A 13,090-nucleotide genomic window follows, 5' to 3' on the forward strand; every position below is an offset into this window, starting at 1 on the left:
CGCGCGGCCGCCGGCCGGCGCCGGAACGTGAGNCGGTCAAGTGAGGTCGGGCCGGGGCACGGCGGCGAGCAGGGTCCGGGTGTACTCCTGCGCCGGTTGGGCGAAGACCTGCCCGACCGGTCCGGTCTCGACGACCAGGCCGTCCTTCATCACCACCAGCCGATCGCTGATGTGGTGGATGACGCCGAGGTCGTGGGAGATGAAGAGCATGGCGACGNCGAGATCCTGCTGGAGCCCGGCGAGCAGGTCGAGGATCTGGGCCTGGACCGAGACGTCGAGCGCGGAGACCGGCTCGTCGCAGACGAGCAGCTCCGGCTCCGTGGCCAGGGCCCGCGCGATGGCCACCCGCTGCCGCTGACCACCGGAGAGCTCCGGTGGTCGCCGCCGCAGCAGGCCGGCGGCCAGCCCCACCCGTTCGAGCAGGTCGACGACCCGGTCACGGCGTTGCTGCCCGCGGCCCACCCCGGCCGCGCCCAGCGCCTCACCGATGATCCTCTCGGTGGTGAACCGCGGGTCGAACGATCCGAGCGGATCCTGGTAGACGGCCTGGATGCGTGGCCGCAGGGCGCGCCGCCGGCGTTCCGGCAGCCCGCTCCAGGGCGCGCCGGCGAACCGCACCGTCCCGGAGTCCGGGGCCTGCATCCCCAGCACGATCCGGGCCACGGTCGTCTTGCCGGAGCCGGACTCGCCGACCACGCCGAGGGTCTCCCCGGCGAACAGCTCGAACGACACGTCCCGCACGGCGTGCCNCCAGGATCCGTCGGGGGAGCGGAACCGCTGGTTGATCGCGGTCACCTCGACGAGCGGACCGGCGTCGGCCCCCCGTCCCGGCCGGTCCGCCCCTGCCACCGGCGCGGCCGTCGTGGCGACGAGGGCCCGGTCGGCCGCCGAAGCCGTGGAGGTGACGGTGGCCGCCGGGGTGCTGGGCGCGGCGGCTGGCGCCGTGGTGGGCGGGGGCGGACCGGGATGCCAGCACAGCGTCCGGTGGGTGTGCTCGTCGTCCGCCGGCGACGGCAGTTCGGCGCGGCAGCGCTCGTCGCTGCGCGGGCAGCGGGCCGCGTACGGGCAGCCGGCGGTGGCCGGCGGGCGGTCGACCGGCGTGATCGACAGCCGGGTGCCCTTGGCGTGCATCGCGGGCACGGCGGCGAGCAGCGCCTGCGTGTACGGGTGACGCGGGTCGGCCAGCACGGTCGCGGTCGGCCCCTGCTCGACGACCAGCCCGCCGTACATGACCGCCACCTGGTCGGCGAGCCCGGCGACGACGGCGAGGTCGTGGCTGATCAGCAGGACCGACATGCCCTCCGCGGTCAGGCCGCGCAGCAGGTCGAGCACCTGCGCCTGCACGGTGACGTCGAGGGCCGTGGTGGGCTCGTCGGCCACCAGCAGCTCCGGGCCGGCGGCGAGCGCCGAGGCGATCAGCGCGCGCTGGCGCAGGCCGCCGGAGAGCTGGTGCGGGTACTGCGCCGCCCGCTGGGCCGGTTCGGGCACGCCGACGTCGGTGAGCAGGCTCAGCACGCGGGAGTGGACGCCGGCGCGGTCGACGACCCGGTGGGTGCGCAACGCCTCGGCGATCTCCGCGCCGGCGGTGCGCAGCGGGTCGAGGGAGACCAGGGCGTCCTGGAGCACCAGGCCGATGTGCCGTCCCCGGATGCGCCGCCACGACGCCTCGCGCACCCTGGTCAGGTCCTCGCCGGCGAAGCCCAGCCGTCGCGCGCTGACCGTCGCGCGGGCACCCGTCAGCCCGACGAGTGTCCGGGCGGTGACGCTCTTGCCGGACCCGGACTCCCCCACGATGGCGAGGCACTCGCCCCGGCGCAGGGTGAACGACACGTCCCGCACCGCCCGGACGGGGTGGGCGGACCGCGCGTCGAAGGTCACGCTGAGCCCCTCGACGACCAGCAGGGGGTCATCCGCCGGCACGGGAGGCCGCCCCGCTGCGCCCGGCCCGTCCGTCGGCAGGGACGCCGAGCCCGGCCCGTCCGTCGCGAGGGCCGCGCTCGGCGCGGCCGACGAGTGGACCGGCGGCTGGACGGACACCGGCGGCGGGACGGACACCGGCGGCTGGACGGACACCGGCGGCGCCGGGGCGAGGGCCGCCGGAGCGGGCGCCCCGGAGGGGTCGCTCATCGGCTCGTCCTCCTTGTGTAACGCGCCTGGGCGTGGCGTCCCACGACGTTCACGGCGATCACCGTGACGGTGATGGCGGCACCCGGGAACACCCCGATCCACCAGNCGGTGGACAGGTAGTTGCGGCCCTCCGAGAGCATCAGCCCCCACTCCGGGGTCGGCGGCCCGACGCCGAATCCGAGGAAGCTCAGGCTGGAGGCGGCGATGAGCGTGGTGCCGAAGCCGACGGTCGCCAGCACCAGCAGCGGGCCCAGGGTGTTCGGCAGGATGTGCCGCGCGACCAGCAGCCAGCGGCGAAGGCCCAGCCCGACGGCCGCCTCGACGTAGCCGGAGCGGCGCACNACCAGCGCCTCCGCCCGCACCATCCGGGCGTAGCCGGGCACGGTGGAGATCGCCACGGCGAGGGTCAGGTTCCACGCGCCGCTGCCCAGCACCGCCATCGCCAGCAGGGCCAGCAGCAGCGGCGGCAACGCGAGCAGGACGTCGGCCAGCCGCATCAGCACCGCGTCCACCGTCCGACCGCCGAGCGCGGCGGCCAGGCCCAGCACCGCGCCGGCCAGCACGCCGAGCAGGGTCGCGCCCACGCCGAGCCGCAGCGACCGGCCGGCCCCGTCGACCACCCGGGTGAACACGTCCCGGCCGAGCTGGTCGGTGCCGAACCAGTGCGCCCCGCTCGGGCCGTGCAGCGCGTCGACCGACGCGGTGTCCGTCGGCGACCGGTCGGTGAACAGCCCCGGTGCCACCGCGATGAGGATGATCAGTAGCAGGATGCCGGCCGCGAGCACCAGCCCGACCCGAGGCGGCCGGCGCCCGCGGGTCAGGCCGCGCCGGCCGAGCCGGCCGAGCCCGACGGCGACGTCGATCGCCGTCATGCCTGCGCGCCCTTCGCGTCCCTCGCGCCCGCCGCGGTGCCCTCGGTCCGCAGCCGCGGGTCGATGGTGAGGTAGAGCAGGTCGACGGCGGTGGAGATCACGACGAACACCAGCGCGGACAGCAGCACGACGCCCATCACGACGGGCATGTCCCGGNTGCTGACGGCCTGCAGGGTCAGCGCGCCGATGCCGGGTCGGNCGAAGACCTTCTCGACGAGCACCGCACCGCCCAGCAGGGTGCCGGTCAGCCAGCCCGAGAGCGTGACCAGCGGCACCGCCGCGTGCCGCAGCGCGTGCCGCAGCCGGACCGCGGTCTGGCTCAGGCCGCGGGCCCGGGCGGTGGCGACGAAGGGCTGTTCGAGCGCGGTCTCCAACCCCTCCCGCAGCACCTGGCCGAGGATCCCGGCCACCGGCAGGCCGAGGGTCAGCGCGGGAAGCACCAGCGCGGAGAACCCTTCTGCCCCGGCGACCGGGAACAGCTCGAGGCGGAACGAGAACGCGGTGAGCAGCAGGATGCCCAGCCAGAACGACGGCGTGGACACCGCGACGAGCTCCCAGAGGTTGGNCAGCGCGCGCAGGCCGGGGCGGCGGCCCGCGGTGGCCACCGCGGAGACCACCGCGAGGACCACCGCGAGGACGATCGCGGCCAGGGCGAGCTCCACCGTCGGGCGCAGCTGGTCACCGATCAGCTTCGACACCGGCTGCTGGAGCTGGAAGGACTCGCCGAGATCGCCGTGCAGCAGCCGGCCCAGGTAGTGCAGGTACTGCATGATCAGTGGTTGGTCGAGGCCCAGATCGAGCCGGATCTGGGCCCGGACCTCGGGGGAGGCCATGTTCGACGGCCCGAGGATGATGGCCACCGGATCGCCGGGCAGCAGGTGCAGAGCGATGAACGCGGTCGTCGCCGCGCCCAGCATGACCGCCGCCGCGGCGGCCACCCGGCGGCCGACGGCGGCGGCAACCCCCCCCGTCATGGTCAGCTGCGCCAGGTGTCGAAGAGCAGCGGCTTGCCGTTGGGGTCGACGGTCAGCCCCGACACGTCGGTCGCGATGGCGACGAGCTTCGTCGGGATGTAGATCGGCAGCACGACCGCGTCGTCGACGACCACCCGGTGCTGCACCTTGCCGTACAGGTCGTCCCGCTTGGCCCGGTCGAGGGTGGCCGCGCCGGCGTCGGTCCAGGTGTCCACCTGCGGGTCCTTCAGGTTAGCGGCGTTCTGACCGCCGGTGGCCGGCAGGCTGGCCGAGTTGAAGAACCCGCGCAGGATGTCCGGCTCGAACCGCGTCCACGAGAAGTCGTACAGGTCGTAGTTGCCGTTCAGGGCCAGGGAGACGTAGGCGCCGATGTCGAGGGCGGGTCGGGTGACCTCCACGCCGATCTTCTTCAGGTCCGCCTGGATCGCCTGGGNGACGACCTCCCGCTGCTCGCGGGTGTGCGGCGGGTTCCACGGCCAGTTCACGGTCAGCCGCTTGCCGTCCTTGGTCCGGTAACCCTGGCCGTCACGCCCCGTCCACCCGGCCTCGTCGAGCAGCTTCCCGGCGGCCGTCGGATCGAACGCGATGGCGTTGGTCAGCGTCTTGTCGTAGGACGGGGTGGCCGGGGTCAGCGGGCTCCACGCCCGGGCGTACTGGCCGAAGTACACCGTCTTCACGGCCTGGTCGACGTTGGCGCCGAGCTGGATCGCCCGGCGGACCCGCACGTCGTCCAGGGGTCCGTGCGCGGTGTTGAGGTAGACGTTGTAGGCGCCGCCGGCGTCCTCCACCTTGCGGATCTGCAGGCCCTTGTCCGCCTCGACCGTCCTGGTGTCCGACGGCGGGATGCTCGTGGCCACGTCGACCTGGCCGCTGGTCACGGCGCCGACCCGGACCGTGTCCTCGGTCAGGAAGCGGAAGGTCACCTTGTCCAGGTAGGCCGCGCCGGTGTGCGCGGCCTGCTGCGGCGCCCAGTTGTACTTCGGGTTCTTCGTCAGGACGACGCTCTGGCCCTTGGTGTAGCTGGTGAAGACGAACGGTCCGGTGCCGACGATCGCGCTGCCGCCGGCNCACAGTGCGTCGGGCCCGTGGCTGAGCGAACGGGTGGAGTAGAAGCCCAGGTTGGGGGTGCTCGCGCCCTGCAGGAACGGGGCGAAGGGCTTGGAGAAGTTGACCTTCACCGTGTGCGCGTCGACGACGTCGGTGCCGGTGTAGGGGCCGAGCAGGGTGGCCGCGTACTGCGACTTCGTCTTCTTGTCGACGATGCGGTCGAAGTTCGCCTTCACCGCGGCCGCGTCGAACGGCGTGCCGTCGGTGAACGTCACCCCCTCGCGCAGCTTGAAGGTGTAGGTCTTCAGGTCCGAGGCGACCTCCCACGACGTCGCCAGCCACGGATGGAATACGCCCTTGGCGTCGACGGTCACCAGGGAGTCGACCACCCCGCGTTCGATGTCACCGGTGATTCCCTGCTGATTGACCTGAAGATCGAAGCAGGTGGGTTCGACGTCGAGGGCGTAGGTCAGCGACCCGCCGGCCTTGGGCTTGCCCGATCCAGCCCCGGACCCTCCCGCGTCGGAGCCGGAACCCGAGTCCGAGCCGCAGGAGGTGAGAACCAGGGTCGCCGCTGTCGCCGCGGCGAAAAGAAGGTGGACGGGTCTGGCGAGACGCATGCGTGTGCTCCGGGAGTATGGAGGATGGCGTGGTGCGGAATTGCCGGGACTGGCCCGATGGCGGCAGCCGACGTGTGCACGAAAAGGGCTGGGAAGAGACCGGAAATGNCCGATCGAAGGTGTCTCGGCGCGGCGGAGACGGCGTTACCGGAGAACGTTCGGCAAGCCGCCGCGCCGGGGTCCGGGGCGCGGCGGTCCATGATCATATAATCGATTCCCCGTGCGGGGTCGGGCCATCAGGGCCGCGCGGACCGCCAGGACCGTGAACCTGCCCCGACATCCTCCGGGCCCGGTCGGGCGGTCGACCGCACCTCAAGGTGAGGGCGGGCGGTGGTGGTCTTTCGGCTGTCCTGCTCTAGCGGGAATGCCGGTCGCCGCCGGGACAGGAAGCGCTCGAAACCCGCAGCAGATCGATGTGCCGGCGCGCGGTGAGGACGGTGCGCGCTGCTGTTCCGGCGATCTGCCGGGGCGGTCGGACGAGGGCGTGGCCGAACGGCGCACGCGGAATGGAAGTCAATGTCCGGCGGCGCGTCCGCGAGGTCGGAAGGTGCTGCCGGTCGTCCACGGAATTCATCTTAGAGAAACCTGGCACTTTTGTGGTGGAAACTGTGATGCATGCCACTTCCGAAGTTATCGACTGCGATTTTGTCGTGGTCGTGGTTACGTCCAACCCGACGCACAGTCCGTGCTATGTGGGGGTTCGATCCCGGGCGCAAGGACCGGTTCGATGACCGTCGGCGTTCGGCCGACGGTCCGAATAGTTACGGATGACTGTCCGCTCAGCCGACCGCCGGTCGGTGCCGGCGAATCCGCCTTCCTCGAACGGTTCAGGAATAGGCTCGGACGTCCTCGTCGCCGGTGGCCTCCGGCACACCCGCCCCGGGCGCGGACGGCGTCGCCGGGCTGGACGCTGCCGACGGGCGGTCGCGCAGGAGCAGGGCGACGACCACACTGATCACCACGGCGGTGACGGCGGAGACCAGGCCGCCGACCCGTAGCCCGTCCACCACGCTGTCCGGCGTGGGGGCGCCGCCGACGCCGAGGTCGAGCCCGGAGTTGGCCACCGCCACGATCGCCGCCAGCCCCACCGCGCTGCCGACCTGCTGCGAGGTGGAGGCGACCGCGTTGGCCACGCCCTGCTCCTCGACGGCGATCCCGTGCCCGGCCGCCGAGAAGCACACCGTGAAGGCGATGCCGCCGCCGATGCCCCACACCGCGATGCCGGGCAGGAGCGCCGGATAGGAACCGCCCACCGACATGCCGGGGACGAGCAGCCCGATGCCGATCCCGCACAGCAGCAGCGCGAGGGCCATCGTCGCGCCGTACCCCAGCCTGGCGACGCTGGTGGTGGCCAGCGGGCCGGCGCCGGCCATGGAGATCAGCGTCAGCGGGAGGAAGGCCTGTCCCGCCTTCAACGGGCTGTAGCCGAGGACGTTCTGCAGATAGGTGGTGAACAGGAAGTACTCGCCGGCGAGCGTGCCGGCGAAGACGAACACGGCGAGCACGGCCGTGGTGAGGTTGCGGTATCCCAGCAGCCGCGGCGGCAGCAGCGGGTTGCGCAGCCGCCCCTCGAGGACGGCGAAGNCGGCGAGGATCACCACGCCGAGCGCGATCGCGCCGGCCGCGCGCACCGACCACCAGCCCGCGTCCGGCCCGCTGACCAACCCGAACACGACCAGGGCGACCCCGGCGGTGGCCAGCAGGCCACCGGGAAGGTCGAATCCGGTGCGCGACGGCCGGGTGCCGTCCGCCGCCAGCAGCCGCGGCGCCGCCACGGCGATGACCGCCGCGACCGGAACGTTGACGAAGAAGACCCACTCCCAACCGAGGTAGTTGGTCAGGACGCCGCCGAGCAGCGCGCCGGCGGCGAGCCCGCCACCACCCGCGGCACCCCACGCGGCCAGCGCGCGGGTGCGCTCGGCGCCCGGCCGGAAGGTCGTGTTGATCAGGGTGAGGATCGCCGGGAACAGCAGCGCCCCGCCGACCCCCTGCACGGCCCGCGCCGCGATCAGCAGCCCCGGGTCGTTCGCGAGGCCGCCGGCGAGCGAGGACAGGCCGTAGAGCAGCACCGCGGTGAGGAACACCCGCCGCGACCCGAGCCGGTCGGCCGCCCGGCCGCCCAGCAGCAGCAGCCCCCCGAACGTCACCGCGTAGGCACTGACGACCCACTGCAGGGACTGGGAACTGAAGTCGAGCTCCCGGCCGATGTCCGGCAGCGCGACGTACACGATGTTGTAGTCAATAGCGATCATGAACTGGGCGAACGCCAGGAGTGCGAGCGTCAGCCCGAGCCCCGGCCGTGGTCGGGGCGCGGATGCATCCACTGGGGTGGCTCTTTCTGTCGCTGGGCGTCGGTTCCGTCGCTGGGCGGCGGATCAGGCCCCGGGTGGTCGCGCCCGGCTCTCGACGGTGAGCGCGCTCGGGGTGCAGTGCCCAGATTCTACACACCGTTCTGTTTCTGCTCCATGAGTGGTTGCTGAACGAGACGCTGTCTCTGAACGGGATGCTGTCTCTAAGCGCCGTATAGTAGTTGGGCATTGTAAGGTGTCAAGAGTGGACGGAGTGAAACTGAGTCGGCGGGAGNGCCNGCGGGTCGAGACCGTGCGGGACATCAAGGAGATCGCGCTTCGTCACATGGCCGAGCAGGGCGCCGCGGGCCTGTCGCTGCGGGCGATAGCGCGGGAGATGGGGATGACCGCCGGCGCGTTGTACAGCTATTACGACACCCGGGACGATCTGATCACCGCCCTGATCGTCGACGTGTACGACTCCCTCGCCCAGGCGCTGGAGGCCGCGCGCCGCTCCCGGCCCGACGACCCGGCCGGCCAGCTCGAGGCCGTCGGGGTGACCTACCGGGAGTGGGCGATCGNCCGGCCCCCGGAGTTCCAGCTCGTGTACGGCGATCCCATCCCCGGCTACAAGGTGCGCGACGACGGCGCCGAACTCGCCGCCGAGCACCGGGCCTGCGGCGTCCTGATCAGGATCGTCGCCGCCGCGTGGCCCGCGAACGGGGCCACCCCGCCCGCCGGCCTGTACACGTGGTCGGACTTCCGGCCCGACTTCGCCGCGATGGCGCGGACCTCGTTTCCCGACTTCCCGCCCGACGGCGCCGCGCTGTCCCTGCGGATCTGGGGCCGTCTGCACGGCCTCGTCGCGCTGGAGGTGTACGGCCACCTGCGGCCGCAGGTGAACGACCCGGCCCGGCTGTACCGCGACGAGCTGCGCGACCTGTGCGAGCTGCTCAACCTCACCCCGAACACCCCGAACACCCCGAGCGCCGCCCCGACGGCCTGAGGGTCTGACGGCCCGGCCGGTGGCCGGCCGGGCCGGGCCGGGTCACGGCGCGAGGTGCGGCAGCCGGTCGGCCGATGCCCGCCACGGTCCGGGCAGCGGCTGCTGGACGACCGCCCGCCCGGCGTCCGGCGCGTCGGCGGCCAGGGGGTAGCGGGGCACGATCTGCCGGGCGGCGATCCGCCACCCGTCGCCGGTCCGGACCAGGACGTCCCGGTACTCGCNGTTGGTCACCGAACCGTCGGCGAGCACGGCGAGGTAACGGCTCACCGCCCGCACCGTGCCGTCCGGGTCGGCCAGGACCACGGTGCTCACGGTCTGATGGTCGGCGGCGTCGGGTGGCAGCCCGCGCTGGAACTGCGCCACCTCGGCGAGCCCGCGCAGGGACCTGCCGCTGCGTTGGAACTCGACCGCGACGTCCGCGGTGAACACCAGCCCGAGGTCGTCGGCCTGCCGGTTGTCGAACACGTGCGAGAACAGGGCCAGGGTCTGTCCGATCTCGGCGAGATCGGCGGCCGACAGCTTCGCGCTCATCGCGGTCGTCCCCTCCGTCGCGGCCGGCGTGCTCAGGCGGCGGCGACGGCGCCGACCTGACGCAGGATGGTGAGCCGGTCGGGCAGCACGGTGTAGTTGACGATCTGGCCGTCCCGGAAGGTGATGAGGCTGATGCTGGTCGCGTCGATGGGCTTGCCGGTCGCGGCCNCACCGAACAGCTCACCCTGATGGGTNCCCTCGATCCGCCAGTACACGACCACCCGGTCGTCCTCCGCGACGAGATCGGTCACCGTGGTGTGCACGTCCGGGACCGCCGAGCGCAGCCACTCGAGGTGCTCCCGGAATCCCGCGCGGCCGATGGACCAGCCGGCGTGCTGGCGGGTGGTGTCGTCGGAGTCGTCGGCGACGAACGTCTCCAGCAGCTCCGCCTTCCCGTAGTTCACCACCTCCTCGTAGAGCCGCCGCGCGATCTCCTTGTTGCCCTCGATNCTCATGCCGGCCCCTTTCCGTGGTTGACTTTGAAGATGATCTGAAATCAAATCGTCCGTAGACGGATTACTGCGGCGGTTCGCCCGGGTAGGTGGGCGGCAGCAGAATCCCGTTCGAGGCGGACAGGCCGCCGTCGACCGGTATGACGGCGCCGGTGATGTACGACGCCGCCGGGGACGCGAGGAAGTAGATGACCTCGGCCTGCTCCGCCGGCTGCGCCCAGCGCCCCAGCGGGACCCGCCGGGTCACCGCCGCGGCGAAGGCCGGGTCGGCGCGCTGGCCGGCGGTGCGGGGGGTCTCGGTGAGGCCGGGGGCGACGGCGTTGATCCGGATGCCCTCGAAGGCGTAGTCCAGCGCGGCGGAGCGCACCAGGTTGTTCGCCGCGGCCTTCGTCGTGTTGTAGGCCCAGGTGTAGGGGTCGCCCCGCAGCCCGGCGCCGGACGACGTCACGACGATCGACCCGCCGCCGGCGGCCCGTAGCGCCGGCGCGGCCGCGCGGATCCCCAGCACCAGCCCGCGGACGTTCACGGCGTAGATCGTGTCGAGGCTCTCGGTCGCGCCGGCCGCCTCGATCGGCGGCGCGCCCCCGAGACCGGCGTTGAGCACCGCCGCGTCGAGCCGGCCGAAGCGCTCGACCGCCAGGGCGACCATGGCGTCGTTCGTCGCCGGGTCGGCCACGTCACCGACGAGGGTCACCACGTCCGCGCGGGTGCCGAGCTTGGCCAGGCCCTCCTCGGACACGTCGACGGCGACGACACCGAACCCGCGTTCGGCGAACAGTTCGACGGTTGCCTCGCCGATCCCGGCCGCGGCGCCGGTGACGACGACTGCTCCCCTGGCCATGTCGACTCTTCTCTCCCGCACCGCGGTCGTTCGTCGAACGGCACCGCAACATGCGTGTAGTAATCGGGCANCATCCGGCCCGGATTGATCGGCTGTGTTATTCCGGTGGCACTCGCGCCGGCCGGTGTGCCGCTGATGTTTCCCAACCTTACCGGGCTCGGAAACGTGGTGGGCTGCTTTCTGGTTGCTTGTTCTCCGAAGCTGCACAACAAAGAACTGCGTGGTCCGGACGGTTGGCCCGGACGGCGACGGACGGCCAACCAGGAATGGTCCGGCACGGCTAGGTAGAAGTACGTAGCCGTGCCGGCCGTCCGCCGTCCGCCGTCCGCCGTCCGCCGTCCGCCGTCCGCCGTCCGTCGTCCTCCGCCGCCGTCGTCGTCGTCCTCCGCCGTCCGACCTCAGACGTCAGACGTCAGACGTCAGACGAGGGAGTCGATGAACTGGCGGATCGCCGCCACCGTCGTCGGCGAGTGCTCCTCGAGGATCGAGAAGTGCTCGCCGGGCACGTCCACCGTCGTGTGCGGGGTGGTCCAGTACGCCTGCCAGCCGTCCGGGTCCGCCGGATCGATGATCGTCCGCCGCAGCGGGTCCGCCGCCCGGATGAGTAGCGTCGGGGCGGCGACCGGCTTCGCCTGCCACCCGTTGAAGACCCGCACGTAGGCGCCCATCGTGGTCAGGCTCGCGTCGCTCCAGACCATCTGGTAACGGTCGACCCGGTCGAGCATTCCGGTGATCATCGCGGTCAGCCACCAGTCCGCCATGCCCTCGCGGACGGCGCTCTCGGGCGGGTAGCTGTCGACGAGCACCAGCCCGGACGGGGCGATCCCGGCGTTCTCCAGCTCCGCCGCCACCGCGTGTGCGACGACCCCGCCCATCGAGCGGCCGACGAGCACGAACGGCTCGTCGCCGACCAGCCTGGTCACCTCCCGCACGTGCATCTCGATGTAGGTGGGCTCGTCGATCGGGACGTGGTCGTTCTCGTCGTAGCCCGGCGAGGGCAGCACGAACACGTCCCGTTCGCCGCGCAGCAGNGTGCCGAGCCGCGCGTACTCGTGCGGCCCGGAGATCGCGCTCATCGCCGGGAAGCAGATCAGCCGATGACGCGCCGGCCCTTCGGCGTGCTCCGGCCCTTCGGCGAGCTGGAGCGTCGGTACGGCGTGCCGCGCGCTGTCGGCGGCGCCGAAGACGGGTCGCAGGGCCGAGGCGACGACCAGGAGCTGGGCCGCGGCGGCGAAGTTGTCCCGGGCGCACAGCGCCTGGTACAGCTCGGACAGCGGCCCCTCCTGCGGGCCGATGGCGGTCGGCCGGGCCGCCGCCGGCCCGCTGGCCGCCGCGTTCGCGCCACCCCCGGTGGGCGTGGCGGCCAGGATCTTCGCGAGCTGCTCGGCGAGGTACGCGGCGAGCGCGGTCGCGCTCGGGTGGTCGAAGGTGAGGGTGGCGGGCAGCCGCAGGCCGGTGGCGGTGTTCAGCCGGTTGCGCAGTTCGACGGCGGTCAGCGAGTCCAGGCCCAGCTCGCCGAAGTCCCGCTCGGCCTCGACGGTGTCGACGTCGCGGTGGCCCAGCACCGCCGCGACCTCCTGGCGGACGTGCTCGAGCAGGATCGACTCCCGCTGCTCGTCGGCGGCCGCCGCCAGCCTGCCGCGCAGCGCCGCGGCGTCCGCCCTCGACGCCGTGCCTGCCTGCGCGGCACCCCGGCGACCCGGGCGGACGAGGCCGCGCAGCAACGGGGGCACCCCGTCGGCGGCCGCCCGCCGGCTGATCGTGGCGACGTCGAGGGCGGCGGGGACGAGCAGCGGTTGGCGCAGCGTGCCGGCGGCGTCGAACAGGGCGAGGCCGTCGGCGGGCGCCAACGACCGCAGGCCGCTCTGCGCGATGCGGGCCCGGTCGGCTGCGGTGAGGTTCTCGGTGAACGTGCTGGTGTCGTCCCAGAGTCCCCAGGCGAGGCTGGTGGCGGGGAGTCCCTGGGCTCGGCGGTGGTGGGCGAGGGCGTCGAGGAAGGTGTTCGCCGCGGNGTAGCTGCCCTGCCCGGCTCCGCCGACGAGCCCCGCAAGCGAGGAGTAGAGGACGAAGGCTTTGAGGGGGTGGTGGCGGGTGAGGNGGTGGAGGTGCCAGGCGCCGTCGATTTTGGGGGCGAGGACGGTGTGGAGGCGTTCGGGGGTGAGGTTGGTGAGGGNGGTGTCGTCGAGGGTGCCGGCGGTGTGGATGACGGCGGTGAGGGGGTGGGCTGCGGGGATGGTGTCGAGGAGGTGGTGGAGTTGGGTGGGGTTGGTGGTGTCGGTGGCGGTGATGGTGATGGTGGCGCCGAGGTTTTCGAGTTCGGTGCGTAGTGCGG

Annotated in this window: 4 protein-coding genes and 22 pseudogenes; 2 read left to right on the top strand and 24 right to left on the bottom strand. The window is 72.7% G+C overall.

Going from position 1 to position 13,090, the window contains the following annotated elements; genetic code table 11:
• Positions 1–36: 36 nt before the first annotated feature.
• The 14 genes and pseudogenes from UK94_RS68965 to UK94_RS69035 all read right to left on the bottom strand — a co-directional run.
• Positions 37–217, bottom strand: a pseudogene (locus UK94_RS68965) (hypothetical protein); the annotation flags it as partial.
• Position 218: 1 nt separating this feature from the next.
• A pseudogene (locus UK94_RS68970) lies at positions 219–749 on the bottom strand (dipeptide/oligopeptide/nickel ABC transporter ATP-binding protein); the annotation flags it as partial.
• A gap of 1 nt (position 750) precedes the next feature.
• A pseudogene (locus tag UK94_RS68975) lies at positions 751–2,127 on the bottom strand (ABC transporter ATP-binding protein); the annotation flags it as partial.
• A pseudogene (locus UK94_RS68980) lies at positions 2,124–2,232 on the bottom strand (ABC transporter permease); the annotation flags it as partial. The pseudogenes UK94_RS68980 and UK94_RS68975, both read right to left, overlap by 4 nt.
• A 1-nt stretch (position 2,233) precedes the next feature.
• Positions 2,234–2,468 (bottom strand): annotated as a pseudogene (locus UK94_RS68985) (ABC transporter permease subunit); the annotation flags it as partial.
• A 1-nt stretch (position 2,469) separates the two neighbouring features.
• A pseudogene (locus UK94_RS68990) lies at positions 2,470–2,999 on the bottom strand (ABC transporter permease subunit); the annotation flags it as partial.
• A pseudogene (locus tag UK94_RS68995) lies at positions 2,996–3,155 on the bottom strand (ABC transporter permease); the annotation flags it as partial. The pseudogenes UK94_RS68995 and UK94_RS68990, both read right to left, overlap by 4 nt.
• A gap of 43 nt (positions 3,156–3,198) precedes the next feature.
• Positions 3,199–3,564 (bottom strand): annotated as a pseudogene (locus UK94_RS69005) (ABC transporter permease); the annotation flags it as partial.
• Position 3,565: 1 nt separating this feature from the next.
• Positions 3,566–3,973: pseudogene (locus UK94_RS69010) on the bottom strand (ABC transporter permease); the annotation flags it as partial.
• Positions 3,974–3,975: 2 nt separating this feature from the next.
• Positions 3,976–4,406, bottom strand: a pseudogene (locus UK94_RS69015) (ABC transporter substrate-binding protein); the annotation flags it as partial.
• Between the two features lies 1 nt (position 4,407).
• A pseudogene (locus UK94_RS69020) lies at positions 4,408–5,040 on the bottom strand (ABC transporter substrate-binding protein); the annotation flags it as partial.
• 1 nt (position 5,041) lies between these two features.
• Positions 5,042–5,640 (bottom strand): annotated as a pseudogene (locus UK94_RS69025) (ABC transporter substrate-binding protein); the annotation flags it as partial.
• Between the two features lie 827 nt (positions 5,641–6,467).
• Positions 6,468–7,224 (bottom strand): MFS transporter (locus tag UK94_RS69030; protein WP_235490413.1); only part of this gene is annotated, 757 nt, incomplete at its 5' end.
• Position 7,225: 1 nt separating this feature from the next.
• Positions 7,226–7,964, bottom strand: a pseudogene (locus UK94_RS69035) (MFS transporter); the annotation flags it as partial.
• A 310-nt stretch (positions 7,965–8,274) separates the two neighbouring features.
• On the opposite strand from UK94_RS69035, the gene UK94_RS69040 reads away from it, so the two are divergent.
• Both UK94_RS69040 and UK94_RS69045 read left to right on the top strand, forming a co-directional pair.
• Positions 8,275–8,509 (top strand): TetR/AcrR family transcriptional regulator (locus UK94_RS69040; RefSeq protein ID WP_235490440.1); only part of this gene is annotated, 235 nt, incomplete at its 3' end.
• A gap of 1 nt (position 8,510) precedes the next feature.
• Positions 8,511–8,934 (top strand): annotated as a pseudogene (locus UK94_RS69045) (TetR-like C-terminal domain-containing protein); the annotation flags it as partial.
• Positions 8,935–8,976: 42 nt separating this feature from the next.
• On the opposite strand, the pseudogene UK94_RS75325 reads toward UK94_RS69045, so the two are convergent.
• From UK94_RS75325 to UK94_RS69090, 10 genes and pseudogenes are all read right to left on the bottom strand, one after another.
• A pseudogene (locus tag UK94_RS75325) lies at positions 8,977–9,155 on the bottom strand (nuclear transport factor 2 family protein); the annotation flags it as partial.
• Between the two features lies 1 nt (position 9,156).
• Positions 9,157–9,465 (bottom strand): annotated as a pseudogene (locus tag UK94_RS69050) (nuclear transport factor 2 family protein); the annotation flags it as partial.
• Positions 9,466–9,497: 32 nt separating this feature from the next.
• Positions 9,498–9,633 (bottom strand): annotated as a pseudogene (locus UK94_RS69055) (ester cyclase); the annotation flags it as partial.
• A 27-nt stretch (positions 9,634–9,660) separates the two neighbouring features.
• Positions 9,661–9,914, bottom strand: a pseudogene (locus tag UK94_RS69065) (ester cyclase); the annotation flags it as partial.
• A 67-nt stretch (positions 9,915–9,981) separates the two neighbouring features.
• Entirely contained in the window at positions 9,982–10,758 is a 777-nt protein-coding gene (locus UK94_RS28850; protein WP_011601601.1) for an SDR family oxidoreductase, read from the bottom strand.
• A 419-nt stretch (positions 10,759–11,177) separates the two neighbouring features.
• The coding region (locus UK94_RS69070; RefSeq protein ID WP_235490415.1) for an alpha/beta fold hydrolase at positions 11,178–11,789 on the bottom strand (612 nt) is incomplete at its 5' end.
• 1 nt (position 11,790) lies between these two features.
• A pseudogene (locus UK94_RS69075) lies at positions 11,791–12,769 on the bottom strand (beta-ketoacyl reductase); the annotation flags it as partial.
• 1 nt (position 12,770) lies between these two features.
• A pseudogene (locus UK94_RS69080) lies at positions 12,771–12,855 on the bottom strand (KR domain-containing protein); the annotation flags it as partial.
• A 1-nt stretch (position 12,856) separates the two neighbouring features.
• Positions 12,857–12,931, bottom strand: a pseudogene (locus UK94_RS69085) (hypothetical protein); the annotation flags it as partial.
• Position 12,932: 1 nt separating this feature from the next.
• Positions 12,933–13,090: pseudogene (locus tag UK94_RS69090) on the bottom strand (KR domain-containing protein); the annotation flags it as partial.

Origin of the sequence: Frankia sp. AvcI1 (assembly GCF_001420875.1) — a bacterium.
Taxonomy (GTDB): Bacteria; Actinomycetota; Actinomycetes; order Frankiales; family Frankiaceae; genus Frankia; species Frankia alni.

Excerpts from the sequence above, each read along its gene's own strand:
- UK94_RS28850 (WP_011601601.1), bottom strand. The coding sequence starts at position 10,758 with ATGGCCAGGGGAGCAGTCGTCGTCACCGGCGCCGCGGCCGGGATCGGC.